15 protein-coding genes are annotated in these 14,716 nt (G+C 38.1%); 9 read left to right on the forward strand and 6 right to left on the reverse strand.

Going from position 1 to position 14,716, the window contains the following annotated elements; all coding sequences use genetic code 11:
• Positions 1 to 204: 204 nt before the first annotated feature.
• The 4 genes from HLX49_RS10645 to HLX49_RS10660 form a co-directional block, all read right to left on the reverse strand.
• A complete protein-coding gene (locus HLX49_RS10645; RefSeq protein ID WP_073006428.1) occupies positions 205 to 417 on the reverse strand; it encodes a YjzC family protein in 213 nt (70 codons plus the stop codon).
• A 149-nt stretch (positions 418 to 566) separates the two neighbouring features.
• Positions 567 to 1,469 carry a UDP-N-acetylmuramate dehydrogenase gene (murB, locus tag HLX49_RS10650; RefSeq protein WP_483372451.1) on the reverse strand — a complete coding sequence of 301 codons (903 nt, stop codon included), beginning with the start codon at positions 1,467 to 1,469 and terminating at the stop codon, positions 567 to 569.
• 62 nt (positions 1,470 to 1,531) lie between these two features.
• Positions 1,532 to 2,344, reverse strand: a complete 813-nt coding sequence (locus HLX49_RS10655) for an alpha/beta fold hydrolase (protein WP_176087360.1) — start codon at positions 2,342 to 2,344, stop codon at positions 1,532 to 1,534.
• Positions 2,345 to 2,637: 293 nt separating this feature from the next.
• Positions 2,638 to 3,426, reverse strand: a complete 789-nt coding sequence (locus HLX49_RS10660) for a histidinol-phosphatase HisJ family protein (RefSeq protein WP_077706129.1) — start codon at positions 3,424 to 3,426, stop codon at positions 2,638 to 2,640.
• Between the two features lie 396 nt (positions 3,427 to 3,822).
• Here HLX49_RS10660 and HLX49_RS10665 point away from each other — a divergent pair, with 396 nt between their 5' ends.
• The 9 genes from HLX49_RS10665 (at position 3,823) to hisC (ending at position 12,115) form a co-directional block, all read left to right on the forward strand.
• Positions 3,823 to 5,061, forward strand: coding sequence for an ATP phosphoribosyltransferase regulatory subunit (locus tag HLX49_RS10665; protein WP_296361780.1), 1,239 nt, complete (start codon positions 3,823 to 3,825; stop codon positions 5,059 to 5,061).
• Complete coding sequence (hisG, locus tag HLX49_RS10670; RefSeq protein ID WP_077706131.1) at positions 5,062 to 5,688, forward strand: ATP phosphoribosyltransferase; 627 nt, start codon at positions 5,062 to 5,064, stop codon at positions 5,686 to 5,688. It abuts the gene before it with no gap.
• Positions 5,689 to 5,938: 250 nt separating this feature from the next.
• Complete coding sequence (hisD, locus tag HLX49_RS10675) at positions 5,939 to 7,234, forward strand: histidinol dehydrogenase (protein ID WP_296361783.1); 1,296 nt, start codon at positions 5,939 to 5,941, stop codon at positions 7,232 to 7,234.
• The gene (gene hisB, locus HLX49_RS10680; RefSeq protein ID WP_296361784.1) at positions 7,221 to 7,805 is read left to right on the forward strand and encodes an imidazoleglycerol-phosphate dehydratase HisB; all 585 of its coding nucleotides are present in this window, start codon (positions 7,221 to 7,223) and stop codon (positions 7,803 to 7,805) included. Before hisD ends, hisB begins: the two co-directional genes overlap by 14 nt.
• A 301-nt stretch (positions 7,806 to 8,106) precedes the next feature.
• Positions 8,107 to 8,712: an imidazole glycerol phosphate synthase subunit HisH gene (gene hisH / locus HLX49_RS10685; protein ID WP_101932658.1), complete on the forward strand. Its 606-nt coding sequence runs from the start codon at positions 8,107 to 8,109 to the stop codon at positions 8,710 to 8,712.
• Positions 8,709 to 9,431: a 1-(5-phosphoribosyl)-5-[(5-phosphoribosylamino)methylideneamino]imidazole-4-carboxamide isomerase gene (gene hisA, locus HLX49_RS10690; protein WP_296361787.1), complete on the forward strand. Its 723-nt coding sequence runs from the start codon at positions 8,709 to 8,711 to the stop codon at positions 9,429 to 9,431. The genes hisH and hisA overlap by 4 nt, the downstream gene beginning before the upstream one ends.
• Positions 9,421 to 10,188, forward strand: coding sequence for an imidazole glycerol phosphate synthase subunit HisF (gene hisF, locus HLX49_RS10695; RefSeq protein WP_296361789.1), 768 nt, complete (start codon positions 9,421 to 9,423; stop codon positions 10,186 to 10,188). Before hisA ends, hisF begins: the two co-directional genes overlap by 11 nt.
• 236 nt (positions 10,189 to 10,424) lie before the next feature.
• Positions 10,425 to 11,057 (forward strand): bifunctional phosphoribosyl-AMP cyclohydrolase/phosphoribosyl-ATP diphosphatase HisIE, encoded by a 633-nt coding sequence (gene hisIE / locus HLX49_RS10700; protein ID WP_101932661.1) that lies wholly within the window; start codon positions 10,425 to 10,427, stop codon positions 11,055 to 11,057.
• Positions 11,054 to 12,115 carry a histidinol-phosphate transaminase gene (gene hisC / locus HLX49_RS10705; protein WP_296361792.1) on the forward strand — a complete coding sequence of 354 codons (1,062 nt, stop codon included), beginning with the start codon at positions 11,054 to 11,056 and terminating at the stop codon, positions 12,113 to 12,115. Before hisIE ends, hisC begins: the two co-directional genes overlap by 4 nt.
• Positions 12,116 to 12,432: 317 nt before the next feature.
• Here the strand turns inward: hisC and HLX49_RS10710 are convergent, their stop codons facing one another.
• Together HLX49_RS10710 and HLX49_RS10715 are read right to left on the reverse strand one after the other, a co-directional pair.
• Positions 12,433 to 13,158 carry a SurA N-terminal domain-containing protein gene (locus HLX49_RS10710; RefSeq protein ID WP_077706139.1) on the reverse strand — a complete coding sequence of 242 codons (726 nt, stop codon included), beginning with the start codon at positions 13,156 to 13,158 and terminating at the stop codon, positions 12,433 to 12,435.
• A 565-nt stretch (positions 13,159 to 13,723) separates the two neighbouring features.
• On the reverse strand, positions 13,724 to 14,683 hold the full coding sequence (locus HLX49_RS10715) for a siderophore ABC transporter substrate-binding protein (RefSeq protein ID WP_414930265.1): 960 nt from the start codon (positions 14,681 to 14,683) through the stop codon (positions 13,724 to 13,726).
• Positions 14,684 to 14,716: the final 33 nt, after the last annotated feature.

The following is a 14,716-nucleotide window of genomic DNA, read 5'->3' on the forward strand; positions in this document are numbered from 1 at the left end:
ACGTAATACCGCCTCGATTCTTTCATCTAACGTATGTTTACTTCTTCTTTTAGACATAGAAAATGCCCCCAATATCGTAGTAAAGAGTTTTTATTATTTCTCTGTCTACCATATTGGGAGCATATCACATTTCCTAGCGTTAGATGGGTGCTTTTTTCTCTTAAGAAAGCAATACATTGTCTATTCCTTATGAATACTGCTACTCTAATTATTACTACGTCCTTGAACACCAGGTTTGGATAGATGTCGTTTATTGATCCAAACACGATCATGATTTGTATTTTCAGGAAATTTTTCCCCAGCTGTTAATTGAATTTGCTGTGGGTCATTTACATTGCTACCCGTTTCTCCGCATTCAATGTAAACACCATTGTTTGGCGCCTTATCTCCTGCACGAAATTGCGATTGTTCACCCATCATATTCCTCCTTACATCGTTTTATGTTTCTTATTATGCTTCATTATTAAAAGTTTATAAATGCGAGTTCGTAGTAAATGCAAATGGGCCTCCTCTTTTAAACCTAAAAAAAAAACAGCAACCAATTATAACATGGTTGCTGCTATCCATTATTTTGGATCTTCCCCAATAATTCGTACTTCGCGTTCTAAATTTACGTCAAATTTTTCTTTTACGGTCGATTGAACAAAACGTATTAAGTCAATGTAATCTGTAGCTGTAGCATTATTTTTGTTTACAATAAAGCCTGCATGCTTGGTTGATACTTGCGCACCACCAATTTGCTTACCTTGTAAATCGCTATCTTGAATTAACTTTCCAGCAAAGTATCCAGGGGGGCGTTTAAACACACTGCCACAAGAAGGGTATTCCAACGGCTGCTTCGATTCCCGTTTATATGTGAGATCATCCATCATCGCTTTTATATCAGCTGCATCTCTTTTTTGTAATGAAAATGTTGCTTCTAATACGATGTATCCTTTATCAGGAATATTACTTGTGCGATAATGTAAATCAAGCGCACTAGCAGGTAATGACAATAGTTTCCCTTCTCGAGTGACCACTTTTGCACTTTCAAGCACATCTTTCACTTCTCCACCGTAAGCTCCGGCGTTCATGTATAAAGCTCCACCAACCGAACCAGGTATACCACAAGCAAATTCCAGCCCGTGCAAGCTTTCCTGTAAAGCCTGACGAGAAACATCAATAATTTTTGCTCCACTTTGCGCAATAATTTTTTCTTCTTCTCGCCACATGGAACAGAGTTTTTTTAAATTCATAACAATTCCACGAATGCCGCCATCTTTAACAATTAAATTGGAACCATTTCCCAGTAATGTAAAAGCTATTTTTTCTTGATTGGCAAGCTTTACAATTGCTTGCACTTCTTCGTACGTTTCTGGTGTAACTAAGAAATCTGCTTTCCCACCTAACTTCGTATACGTATGATTTCTTAAGTGCTCATCCACCATCACATTTTTCTCGGAAGTCACTTCCGTCAATTTACCGTACATATGATGATTCCGTTCCACACCTATCATTCCTTTAACATTTATTCAGCCTATACCATTGTAAGCTATTGAACTTGATCTTGCCACAGAAATTCATAAATATAACGATCCACTCTTCTGCTTTCATGCAAATCGCTATGACCTAATACATCATCGTCAATGACAATTTCTGTCAATTGTTGATTCGGTACCATTTTGCGTATCGCGCGGACACTTTCAGGTACTGCAACTATATCACCTGTACTAGAAATACTGAGAACTTTTGTATGGTTTGGAAAAGAACGTTCCCTTAAATGTTGTAGCGCTTTAGAATTAGGTCGTAAATCGGTTGCTGCTGGATCATGATGAATACGAAAATATTCTTCACTGTATATCCCATCAAACGGACTTCCTACCGCCACAAACCTGTGGACAGACGGATAGGATTTTCCTTGAAATTGCTTCATATATTCTAACGACACAATTCCACCCATAGAATGTCCAACAATATTTACATCATCGACACCATATGTTTGCTGCATATCTTTTAGTACATTTGCTAACCAACTGGATGTCATTTCAAAGCTAGCTCGATTATTTTCAAAAATCACTTGGACATAGAGGGGCTTTTCTTCCCCAAGACGCGGTTGATATTTTTTCACTTCCCCTTGCTTGGTTACATAATAAATAAGTGCTTTATTTCCCCACTTATACTCATGCTCAAAGCGCTGTAGCATAAATCCAAATGAATTTTCAGTCCCCTTATATCCATGCACGAATAATGTTGGGCGACTTTTGTTAAAATCGGAAATTGCTCTATTTGGCATGCCTATAAGCACGATAAAACCAATGATGACTAGACCAAAAGATGCCAAACTTAATATCTGTTTCTTATTCAAAAAAACCTTCCTCTTCCTCGTTTGCTCCTATAATTTCACTCACGGTTTATATTATATCACGGTCAAAACGAATTTTCCTATTATAATAAAGTAACACTTTGTACATTTAGAAATATGGATAGCAACAAGTTTTGTTTTGCGAAAATTCATACCGAGATGTTCATTCCATACGCTTTTTGTATAGAAAAAACATATATCCTCTTTCGGGTAGGGATGTAAATGGTGAACTTCAGGGACTTTTCCTAAACCCAAGCGATTTTTTATAACTTTAAATAACTTTCCAGTTCAAACCATTAAATACGGTGGAAAGTTGGCTGTTTATCTTGAAAGGTTGTAACATATCGAAAACCGAGCTGTCGTAACAATTTTAGCGCATCAGAGACGCCGTATCCAACTGTTTGTGCACGATGAGAATCAGAACCAATCGTAATGATTTCTCCTCCGCATTCTCGATACAATTGTAAAATATCTTCACTTGGCATCGCACATGGTAACCCATAACGAAAACCAGAAGTGTTTATTTCAATTCCTTTTCCAGCATAAATGATTGCTTCAAAAATGTTCGTCAATACATCATAAAAATGATCTTGAACAGGTTTATTTTTAGTATAACGTTTCACTAAATCAATATGCCCTATCACTTGAAAATCTTTAAAACGTGATACGCAATAAAACAGTTCTTCATAATATTTTCGGTATGCTTCTTCCACAGGCTGTTTTTCGAAAAAATTACTTGTATGCAAGGACTGCTTATCGGTTGTATGCATGGAACAAATGATAAAATCAAACGGTGCAGAATGAACAGTTTGGGTACAATTTTTTACTAAATGGGGTTGAACGCCAATTTCCAATCCTTTACGTATTTTAATTCGTTCTCCGTATTCTCGTTGCATTGCTTGGATTTTTCGATGATAGCTTGCAAGGTCTAGCGAAAAATCAATCGTAGGGTCTGGGTAATCTTCATCTATATGCTCCGTAAAACAAATTTCGTGTAAACCTTCTTTTATAGCGTATTCTATTGTTTTTTCCATCGGCGTATTGCAATCAGCGGAAAAATCACTATGAATATGAAAATCAAACATAAAAAATTCGCTCCTTTTAGTTGACATTTTATTCTGTAGTTATTAGAATACTATATAACTTTATTTAGATAAAGTGATAAAGTAATAAAATGATTTTTACACCAAAGTGAACCTTCTATCCCTAGGAACAATACTCGCCACCATGGAGGCTTCATACGAAAGTATAGTACGTCATTCGTTTTTCTTATACTATAAATCAAAAAAATCTATAACTTCCTATTCTGTGAAAAAAGGTATTTTTAAGACAATAGTTGGTGCACGAATTTTCATTCAATGAAATGGAAATCCTTTCACCATCTGTTTAGTAAAAAAGCTTGGCTTATCACCAAGTCTTTATAGCTAAAACACCGTTGCTTTGCTTATACGATAAAGCCTAAAAAGAAAGGAGAAATACAAATGATGCACCCTCTGTTACATACACCTTATTTGGATAATGACCTGCTTCAACAGCGCGATGAAATGGTTGCTACATTAAAGCAACGGTTTAAAACTTACGGTTATCAGCAAATACAAACAGCAACACTAGAGCCTTATGATCTTTATGTAGGAAATCCCAAGATTGGCAATACAGACGAAATGATAAAAGTGATGGATACTTCTGGAAAAGTACTTGTATTACGACCTGATGTTACAATTCCGATCACACAGCAAATTGCTACCGCACATATGAATGTTGGTGAAGATACTCGGCTATTTTACATCATGGATGTCTTCGGCTATCGATTTGAAGACGATCAAAAACAACGTACACAAGCAGGAGTTGAATATTTTAGCAACCGCACCCCTGCTGGTGATGCAGAAGTCATTGCCCTTGCCATTCATATATTAAAAGATTGTGGTTTTCCAGAATTTAAATTGGAGATTGGCCATGCTGGTTTTTTTCGAGCATTGCTAGCCCAAGCAAATTTATCTAATGAACAAATTGCTCCCTTACAAACATATATTCAAACGAAAAATATTGCAGAAATGGTAGATTATTTAGCTACCCTCCCTATTCAAGAAACAATTAAACAAGCAATGCAGCATATTCCATTTCTTTACGGAGAACCAAATGAAGTGATGGAAGGAATCAAGCAGAACGGGTTAAATGGGATAGTACAAGCAGAATTAACTTATTTGGTTGATGTGTATAACAGCATTCAAGCATACGGACTTACAGATCATATTGTGTTTAACCTAGGACTTATCAATGATATGAACTACTACTCCGATGTTATTTTTCAAGGATTTGTCAACCAAGTCGGAAAGCCTGTTGTTATGGGAGGAAGATACGATGGCTTAGGTGATTACTTCGGGGCTCGTATTCCAGCAATCGGTTTTGCCTTTGATGTTGATTTGTTACTTCATGCAGCAAAACAGCACGGTTTGTTCACTACATTAAAGGAGGATGAACCCATAGCAGTATCATATAATATTTCCCAGCAAAAGGAAGCATTAGCTATCGCGCTAGCATTACGCGAACGAGGATACGCCGTCGTCACCTACTCAACAAATGACAACCGACAAGCTGCTTCTAAAGAAACCGTACACATTATTTGTGAAACTGATTCCTATAACCTTTATCACGGTGAGCAAGCTATTTCATTTCAGCATATTTCAGAAGTAATCCAATTGTTACAAGAAAGGGGGAGTTAAATGGCTGCATTTACAATCGCCGTTGCCAAAGGTCGGACAGCAGATCAATCGATTCATTTACTGGACAGTATGGGAATTACATTCCAACAGTTAACTTCTTCTAGCAGAAAACTAATTTTTTATAACAGTGATGAAACGATTAAATTAATCTTTGTAAAAGGTGTAGATGTACCTACTTATGTAGCAAAAGGAGCAGCGGATATAGGAATTGTAGGAAAAGACAATATTTTGGAATCACAAGCAGATGTCTACGAAGTTCTCGACTTAAAAATTGGCACGTGTAAATTTGCCGTTGCTGGAAAGCCCGGACAACTTTTAGATACGATAAAGCCATTAACAATTGCTACAAAATATCCAACCATTGCACGAAACTATTTTTCTCGTAAAGGGAAATCAATAGATATTGTGAAATTGAACGGTTCTGTCGAATTAGCCCCGTTAATTGGCTTAGCAGATGTCATTGTTGATATCGTAGAAACTGGCAACACATTAAGGGAAAACGGCTTGATTATTTTAGAGGAAGTAGAACCAATTAGCACAAGACTGATCGTAAATAAGGCAAGCTTTGCATTAAAATCACAAGCAATCCATTCGTTTATTCAAGAAGTTCAGAAAAACTTAACGTAGCACCATTCTTTATGGATTAGAAAAACTGTCATTATTTGTATGAAAACTCGCTTGCCAGTATTTTTCATAATGATGTAGTTCAATAAATCTAAGTCTACTATATTTAGTAACAAAGATGACTAAGTGACCTTTTTGAAGAGGAGAGAACCTTAACATATATTTTTTCCTACAGTGAGAAAAGGGATATAGATGTTGTTATCCCTCATAGATTTACGCAGCATTTTTCAGTCCTAAAAATGGAGGAATTGATATGGAACGCTTAACGAAACAACAATATTGGGATTATAAAGAAAGAAGCGCACAACTTATGGAGGAAAAAGAGGCAGCACGTAACGAAGCGGTGTTGGAAATTATTAAGCGCGTTCGAAACGAAGGAGATCAAGCAGTCCGCTCTTTCACAGAAAAATTTGACCGTGTCCAAATCCTTGATTTCACCGTTTCGGAGGAGGAGTTTGCCGAAGCTAGAAAATCCGTATCTCCTGCTTTTATGAAGGCAATTAAAGCAGCGGCAGAAAATATTTCCCAATACCATAAAAAACAGTTGGAGCAATCCTGGTTAGATATGAGTGAGCCTGGAAAAGTGATCGGACAGAAGGTTACGCCTTTGGATCGTGTGGCCATTTACGTACCTGGCGGAAAAGCAGCGTATCCTTCCACCGTATTAATGAACGCTATACCAGCCAAAATTGCGGGTGTAAAGCATATTTATATTACGACGCCACCACAAGCAGACGCTAAAATTAATCCGTATGTATTAGTAGCGGCAAAGGAAGCCGGCGTTGAAAACATCTATAAGATTGGCGGAGTACAATCAATTGCAGCTTTTGCTTACGGTACAGAATCCGTACCCAAAGTACAAAAGATTACTGGACCTGGAAATGCTTATGTAGCAAGCGCAAAAAAATGGGTGTATGGTGATGTAGCCATTGATATGATTGCGGGGCCAAGTGAAATTTTAGTCGTCGCCGATGAAACAGCAAACGCAGACTTTGTCGCAGCCGATTTACTCTCACAAGCAGAACACGATGAAGAAGCACGTGCCGTTTGTATAACGACAAGCGATGCACAAGCAGATGCCATTGAACAAGCGGTACGTTCCCAAACAAAAAATTTGATAAGAAAAGAAATTATTAAAAAATCGCTTGCCCAGCACGGCAAAATCATTGTCGTTGATACAATAGATGATGCTTTTCCCATTGTAAATGACATCGCTCCAGAACATTTACAGCTCATGATTGCGAATCCAATGGAAAAGCTTGGCGCGGTAAAACATGCGGGTGCTATCTTTTTAGGAAATTATTCACCAGAAGCTTTAGGAGATTACGTTGCCGGACCGAACCATACGTTACCGACAAACGGCACGGCTACGTTTGCTTCCCCGCTCGGTGTGTATGATTTTATGAAAAAGTCAAGCGTTATTTATTATGATAAACCTTCACTACTTGCTAGTGCAGATACGATTATAGAGATTGCTAATACAGAGCAGTTAACCGCACATGCGCAATCCGTACAGATACGAAAGGAGGAGACAGATGCGAAACCATAATATAAGCCGGTCGACCACAGAAACATCTATTGATTTAAAACTTGCTATCGATGGTACGGGGAAAAGCTCGATTCAAACAGGGATTGGTTTCTTTGATCATATGTTAACTCTTGCAACGAAACATGGATTAATGGATGTAGAAGTTCATTGCCAAGGAGATTTAGAGGTGGATCAACACCATTCCGTAGAAGATGTTGGTATCGCATTTGGTAAAGCCTTCCGCAATGCATTAGGTGATAAAGCAGGCATTACTCGTTATGCAAGTATTACAACCCCAATGGACGAGGCGTTATCAACCGTATCATTGGACATAAGCGGTAGAGCCTACCTCGTTTATAAAGTAGAAGGTTTAAAAGATAAAGTTGGGAACTTTGATACAGAATTGGTGGAAGAATTCTTTCAAGCATTTGCTAGCAATGCAAAAGTAACCTTGCACATTCATCACGTTTATGGAAAAAACACCCATCATCTTATTGAATCGATTTTCAAAGGATTCGGTCGAGCGCTTGACGTAGCAACAGAAAGAAGCGGAAGAATTACAGGTATTCCTTCCACAAAAGGAACGTTATAAAGCGAATATTCCATTAGTGAGGGTTTTCACGGCTTGTTTAGACTAAGATGATGGTTTCTCCAACTTAGACTTGTCCAGCTCACATGGTGTGCGTGTTGCAGCATCTTATATCCCGATGAAATCCAATAATGCAAGGGAAAACTTATCCTATTCTAAATATTTATAACGAAAGACCTTTGTTCCTATGTTGTTCTCTTCTGTAGTGCAATTAGTATTTAAAAGCCTCCTATGCTAGTTACCTCTTCGTTTCTTAAAATGGGGGACTCGCAACAGCTTATATTTTAAAGAAAGGAGCGAATCGATGATTTCTATTATTGATTACGGAGCTGGTAATACGAAAAGCTTGCAATTTGCGCTAAATAAAATCGGGGTAGATTCCCACATTACAACCGATAAAACGATCATTGAGAAAAGTAATGCGATCATTTTACCAGGTGTAGGCGCCTTTCAAGATGCCATGCATGCATTAGACACTCAAAATTTAACGAGCTTCATTAAACAAGAAGCAGCTACAGGCAAACCTCTTCTAGGTATTTGTCTTGGCATGCAATTATTCTATGAATCTAGTGAAGAAGATGGAGAAACAAAAGGGTTCGGGTTTTTGACTGGAAAAGTGAAAAAAATTCCTAATGACGTTAAGGTTCCTCATATGGGCTGGAACAACCTCCATAAATACCGGAATAGTTCTTTATGTAAACAAATTACGGATGAAGCATTTGTTTACTTTGTCCATTCCTATGCTGCTACAGATGTAGATACGAATACGTTAGTAGCCAGCACGGCTTATGGGATGCGCATTCCTGCAATCGTACAACAGAACAATATTATTGGTATGCAATTTCACCCAGAAAAAAGCGGGGCAACAGGGTTACAACTTTTAGCAAATTTTAAGGAGATGATAGCATGATTTTATTTCCAGCCATCGATATCAAAGACGGAAAATGTGTTCGTTTAACACAAGGAAATTACGATCAAGTAAATGTCTATAGTGATACACCAGTTACTGTGTCAAAAGATTGGGAAGCGCAAGGAGCATCCTATCTTCACCTCGTGGATTTAGATGGAGCGAAATCAGGTGTTTCCACGAACGAACCTATCATTAGAGAGATCGCTCAAAAGGTCACCCTGCCAATCCAAGTAGGGGGAGGCATTCGTAGTTTACAAGTAGTGGAGAAGTACCTATCTGCGGGAATAGACCGCGTTATCCTAGGAACTGCCGCTATTAAAGACCAGTCTTTCTTACAAGCTGCTCTGTCTAAATTTCCTCATCAAGTTGCTGTATCGATTGATGCACGAAATGGTTATGTCGCAACAGATGGATGGATAAATACAAGTGAGAAGAAAGCGATTGATCTTGTGCAAGAATTAGAAGATCTAGGACTGCAAACAATTGTTTACACCGATATTTTAAAAGACGGCATGCTAAAGGGTCCCAATTTTTATGAATTAGAAAATCTACAAGCAATTACTTCTATCAATATTATCGCTTCTGGTGGGGTAACAACGATTGCCGACATAAAGCAATTAGCACAAATGAATTTATATGGAGCAATTATTGGCAAAGCGCTTTATGACAATTCCCTTACTTTAGAAGCGAGCTTGGAGGCAGTAAAACATGCTCACTAAACGAATTATCCCATGTTTGGATGTCGATAAAGGACGTGTGGTCAAAGGAAAAAAGTTTACAAACATTCAAGATGTTGCCGATCCAGTAGAATTGGCGCAACGGTACAACGAGGCAGGTGCTGATGAGCTTGTCTTTTATGATATTACAGCTTCAAACGAAGATCGAGATATTTTCGTCGATGTAGTAGAGCAAGTCGCTGCTGAAATTGCAATTCCCTTTACCGTGGGTGGTGGTATCCGAACCGTAGAAGATATTCATAGCGTATTACGTGCAGGCGCTGACAAAGTTTCGATAAATAGTGCTGCCGTACAGCAACCAGGTTTGATTGAAGAAGCAGCTAAAAAATTTGGAAAGCAGTGCATTGTCCTATCCATTGACGCCAAACAAACAGAAGACGGAAGATGGGCAGTCTATATCCATGGGGGCAGAAAACAAACGGCTTTAAATGCCGTGGATTGGGCGAAGCAAGGCGAAGCACTCGGTGCAGGTGAGCTTGTCCTCAACGCAATTAATACAGATGGAGAAAAAAACGGCTATGACCTAGATTTGATGCATGCTGTTGCACAAGCAGTAAATATTCCCATCGTCGCCAGTGGAGGGGCTGGTAAAATGGAACATTTTTCGCAAGTTTTACAACCGACGTATGCAGATGCAGCTCTAGCAGCTTCCGTATTCCACTACGGCGAAATACCTATTCCCGCATTGAAAGCTTATTTAGCTACCCAAGGCATCACGGTAAGACCCATCCCCCATTAATAAGGGAGTGAGCGAATTCTGCGCGAGGGTGAGCCAGTTTCAGACGAACGTGAGCGAATCCACCGTGGGATGAGCGGAGTTTCAGACGAACATGAGCGAGTTCCAGCGGAGGTGAGCGAGTTTCAGACGAACATGAGCGAATTCTGCGCGAGAGCGGACGGATTTACGACGATCATGAGCGAGTTTCATGAGAAGCACGCTTAAAAAGCAATACAGAAATCACTATATAAGGAGAGATGATGATGAAGCAAATAACGTTTGATGATAACGGACTCGCTCCTGCCATTGTACAAGATGCAGATACAGGTCAGGTTTTAACGCTAGCGTATATGAATGAAGAAGCGCTTAAGAAAACAATAGCGACAAAAGAAGCATGGTTCTATAGCCGAAAGCGTCAGGAACTATGGCATAAAGGAGCGACATCTGGAAATAAACAGGTGGTACACTCCATGTCTATCGATTGTGATCAAGATGCTATTCTGCTGCAAGTGAAGCCGCAGGGCCCTGCTTGCCATACAGGAGAAGAAACCTGCTTTCATAAGGATGTTTTCCAAGACCAACCTGCCTCATTTATCATGACGAAACAATTAACAGAAAAAATTAAAACTCGTAAAGAAAATCCTTTACCAGGTGCATACACGACATACTTATTTGCAGAAGGCATGGATAAAATTTTAAAGAAAGTGGGCGAAGAAACAAGTGAGGTCATTATCGGCGCGAAAAATAACGATAAATCTGAAGTAACATGGGAGATTGCTGATTTAACCTATCATACGCTTGTGTTAATGGAACTACTGGATGTATCTGTTACAGATATTAAGCGTGAATTGTTAAAAAGGCATTTACAAAAAGGGGATGGAAAGAAATGAAATATTGGAGTGAAGTAGCTAAACGATCAACCCCATATGTTCCGGGTGAACAATTAAATGATCCAGCTATTATTAAACTAAATACAAATGAAAATCCCTATCCTCCGTCGCCAAATGTACAGGAAGCAATCAAACAAGAGATGAACCAAGCATTACATCTTTACCCGTCACCGACTGTTGACAGTTTAAGACAGAGCATTGCTAAACAGGAGGGGACAGAAAAGGAATCTGTTTTTGTTGGAAATGGCTCCGATGAAGTACTAGCGTTCGCATTTATGGGGCTATTTTCACCAACTCGAACGATACGATTTCCAGCAATTACATATAGCTTTTACCCTGTCTACGCCAATCTTTTTCAAATTCCGTATGAAGAAGTGCCATTAACGAATAATTTCACATTAGATGAGAAAGCTTTTTTTCATACAAAAGGCGGAGTTATTCTACCCAATCCAAATGCGCCGACAAGCATATTTACTAGCTTAGAAAAATTAGAAGAAATCATTCAACATAATCCAGATAATGTCGTTATTATTGATGAAGCTTACATTGATTTTGCACCAGAATCTGCCATAGCACTAACGCATAAGTATGAGCAGCTGTTAATTGTAAAAACTTTTTCAAAGTCACGTTCTTTAGCTGGATTACGTGTTGGCTACGCAATTGGACATCCAAATTTAATTGGAGCGTTAACCCGTATAAAAGACTCCTTTAATTCTTATACGATAGACAGGCTTGCTATAGTCGGTGCAAAAGCAGCTATGGAAGATGCTGCTTACTTGAAAGAAACGACTCGTAAGATTATTCAAACTCGGAAGTGGACGCAAGAACAGATGGAAAAGCGCGATTTCCATGTGCTCCCAAGCGCAACTAATTTTCTATTTGTTCAACATCCTGATTATAATGGAGAACAATTTTATGAGCGTTTAAAGGCGAAAAAAATTCTCATACGCCATTTTCGTAAATCTGGCATAGAAAATTATATGCGAATTACCATTGGTACAGACGAGATGATGCAACAGTTTTTGTTGGTGTTGGATGAAATTATGCAGAATACGTAAATGCTTTTACTTCTGTTTCGAATTCGTTTTCGCACCTAAAAATGGGTAACCGCCAACAGACTGGTTACCCATACAACATATTCGATAAGTGTGGGGTTCTTTCCACCCACTGATTGTTAGGAGACAAAGGGGATGATCTAAAAATCTCAAACAAAACGGAAATTTAAGTGCTGCTATCCCCCGCTTAGACCTGTCCAGTTTGCATCTTCCAATGCTTGAAGGAGGATTTTGTAACACGGTATATCACAATGCGAAGATCATAACCGCATCGTTTAACCAAAATGGTTTGATATAATGTAAAGAAATGCTTATTAAAACTATATCATTGTCTCCACATCAGCATCTTCTTTTAATTTTTCCACTCGCTTTTGCAATTGTTCGTTCGTTTTTTCATCCTTCAAGGTTTGTTTGATTCGATCTTTTACATCTTCCAACTTACCTATTTCTTCATTTTGTTCTTTCATTTGTTTATAATAATCTTCCACTTCTTTATCTGTTACTTCGATGTCAAATTCAGCATTTAAATATTGAGAAGTAATTAGATTATCTCTTAGCATGTTTTTAAACTGTTCTTCATTAAGCTGGAACTGCTCTAGTGCAGTATTTAAACGATCTTTGCCTTCTTTTTTAATCGTATCAAACTCTTTCTGCACGTCATCTTTAGATACTTCGATGCCTTTATCAGCAGCATCTTGATTAATCAATTGCTGGTTTATAAGCATATCTAACGTTTGTTTTTTTAATTGATCTTCATTAACATCTTGATTGAATTGCGTATTCATTGTTTTTAACTGTAAGTAAGCTGGGTTATAACGATCACCTTTAATTTCTTCGCCATTTACAGAAACAACTGTTTCTCCATCATCAACTTTTTCCTCATCTGTTATTTCAACAGGCTCTGGCTTTTCTCCGCCATCTTCTGTATTGCCTTCTTCTTGTTGCTCATCTTGTTCTGCGGTTTTATCTTCTTCATTATCTCCTCCGCAGGCAGCTAGTACGAATGCTAGCGTTATCGTAAGTGCAAATATAATCCACTTTTTCATTCGATCCATCCCTCTTTCTCATTATGAATGTCCTTTCATTCAAACATATTTTGTCCAAACTTTGCAAGTAGCTCCTTTTGCATCATGACCTTGAAAAGCTACTATGTCTAGTTTTAACGCCTATCTTTACAGTTGAACAACAAATAAACGGTTTATCCCATTATTGTGCCACAACTTGGTATCTGTTACTATGATTCATTCTACACTACATTCGATATACAGTTCAAATAGATAGGACAAATGAATAGAATATATGTAAACTATAAAACAGACATAAGACTTAGAGGTAGATGTTCGACTTTTAAGTGTTTCTTTTTCTCATTATAATTATATAAAGATATCGGTCTACAATGCGCTTTTGGCTGAATGTCGAGTTGCACTATAAATCAAATAAAAGATAAATAAGCAACGAAGGATGCTATTATAAATGGAATAGAAAATGCGGACGTTTTGAATGAAATAAATACAATTAACCCTGTACTCAATAGGTTCTAATAAAAAAATAGGCTTTCCTATATAGCAAACAAGCCGAACAATCACTGTTCAGCTTGTTTGTACAAATTCTTTATTCTAAGCTTGCTTCTACTTCTTTAATCATTTCTTGGACAGAGACGAGTCCACCACCGGACAGATACCAGAATTCTGGATCTAAGTACGCAATGTTGTCATTTTTATATGCTTTCGTTCCTTTTACTAATTCATTTTCGACCAAGTTTTTAGCAGCTGGTTCTTCGCCAATCGCTGCACTACGATCGATAACGTACAGTAAATCAGGGTTTTGCTCCATGACGTATTCAAAGGAAACATTCATACCATGTGAAGACGCTTCAATGTTTTCATCTACTGGAGGAACACCAAAAACATCATGGATTAATCCAAAACGAGAGCTAGGACCATATGCACTGATTTTATCATCATTAGCTAGTGTTATAAGCGCTTTTTGATCCATTTCTTCCGCTTTCGCTTTCACTTCTTCAATAGATGCATCAATAGCAGCAAGCTCTTCTTCTACTTCTGCTTGCTTATCAAAAATCTCACCTAGCGTGTTCATATTTGCTTTGAAAGACTCCATATAGTTAGCTGGATCTACACCTAAATAAACAGTCGGAGCAATTTCAGCTAATTGATCATAAACAGGGGACTGTCGACCCGATATGAAAATAACATCTGGATTAATCTCAGCAATTTTTTCAAAATCCGGCTCTTTCAAGCCGCCAATATTTTCATAGTCATCACTTTCAAATTTGTCTAAATAAGATGGGATTAAACCACCTTTAGCTACACCTGCAACATCAATCCCTAATGTATCCAATGAATCAAGCACACCATAGTCGAACACCACAACATTTTCGGGATTTTTTGGAACTTCTGTATCACCAAGCTCTTGTTTAATCTCCATTGTTTCCGACTCTTTCGCATCGGAACCTTCGCTATTACTACTATCTTTTTCTTCACTATTTGAACCACAAGCCGCTAAAGTTAACACGAGCAAACTTGCAAATATAAGCCATACGGTTTTTTTCAACATATATAATCTCCTCTTTCTTTGTTATTTTGC

It is taken from the genome of Virgibacillus sp. (genome assembly GCF_013393565.1).
In the GTDB taxonomy this organism is placed as follows: domain Bacteria; phylum Bacillota; class Bacilli; order Bacillales; family Amphibacillaceae; genus Virgibacillus; species Virgibacillus dokdonensis.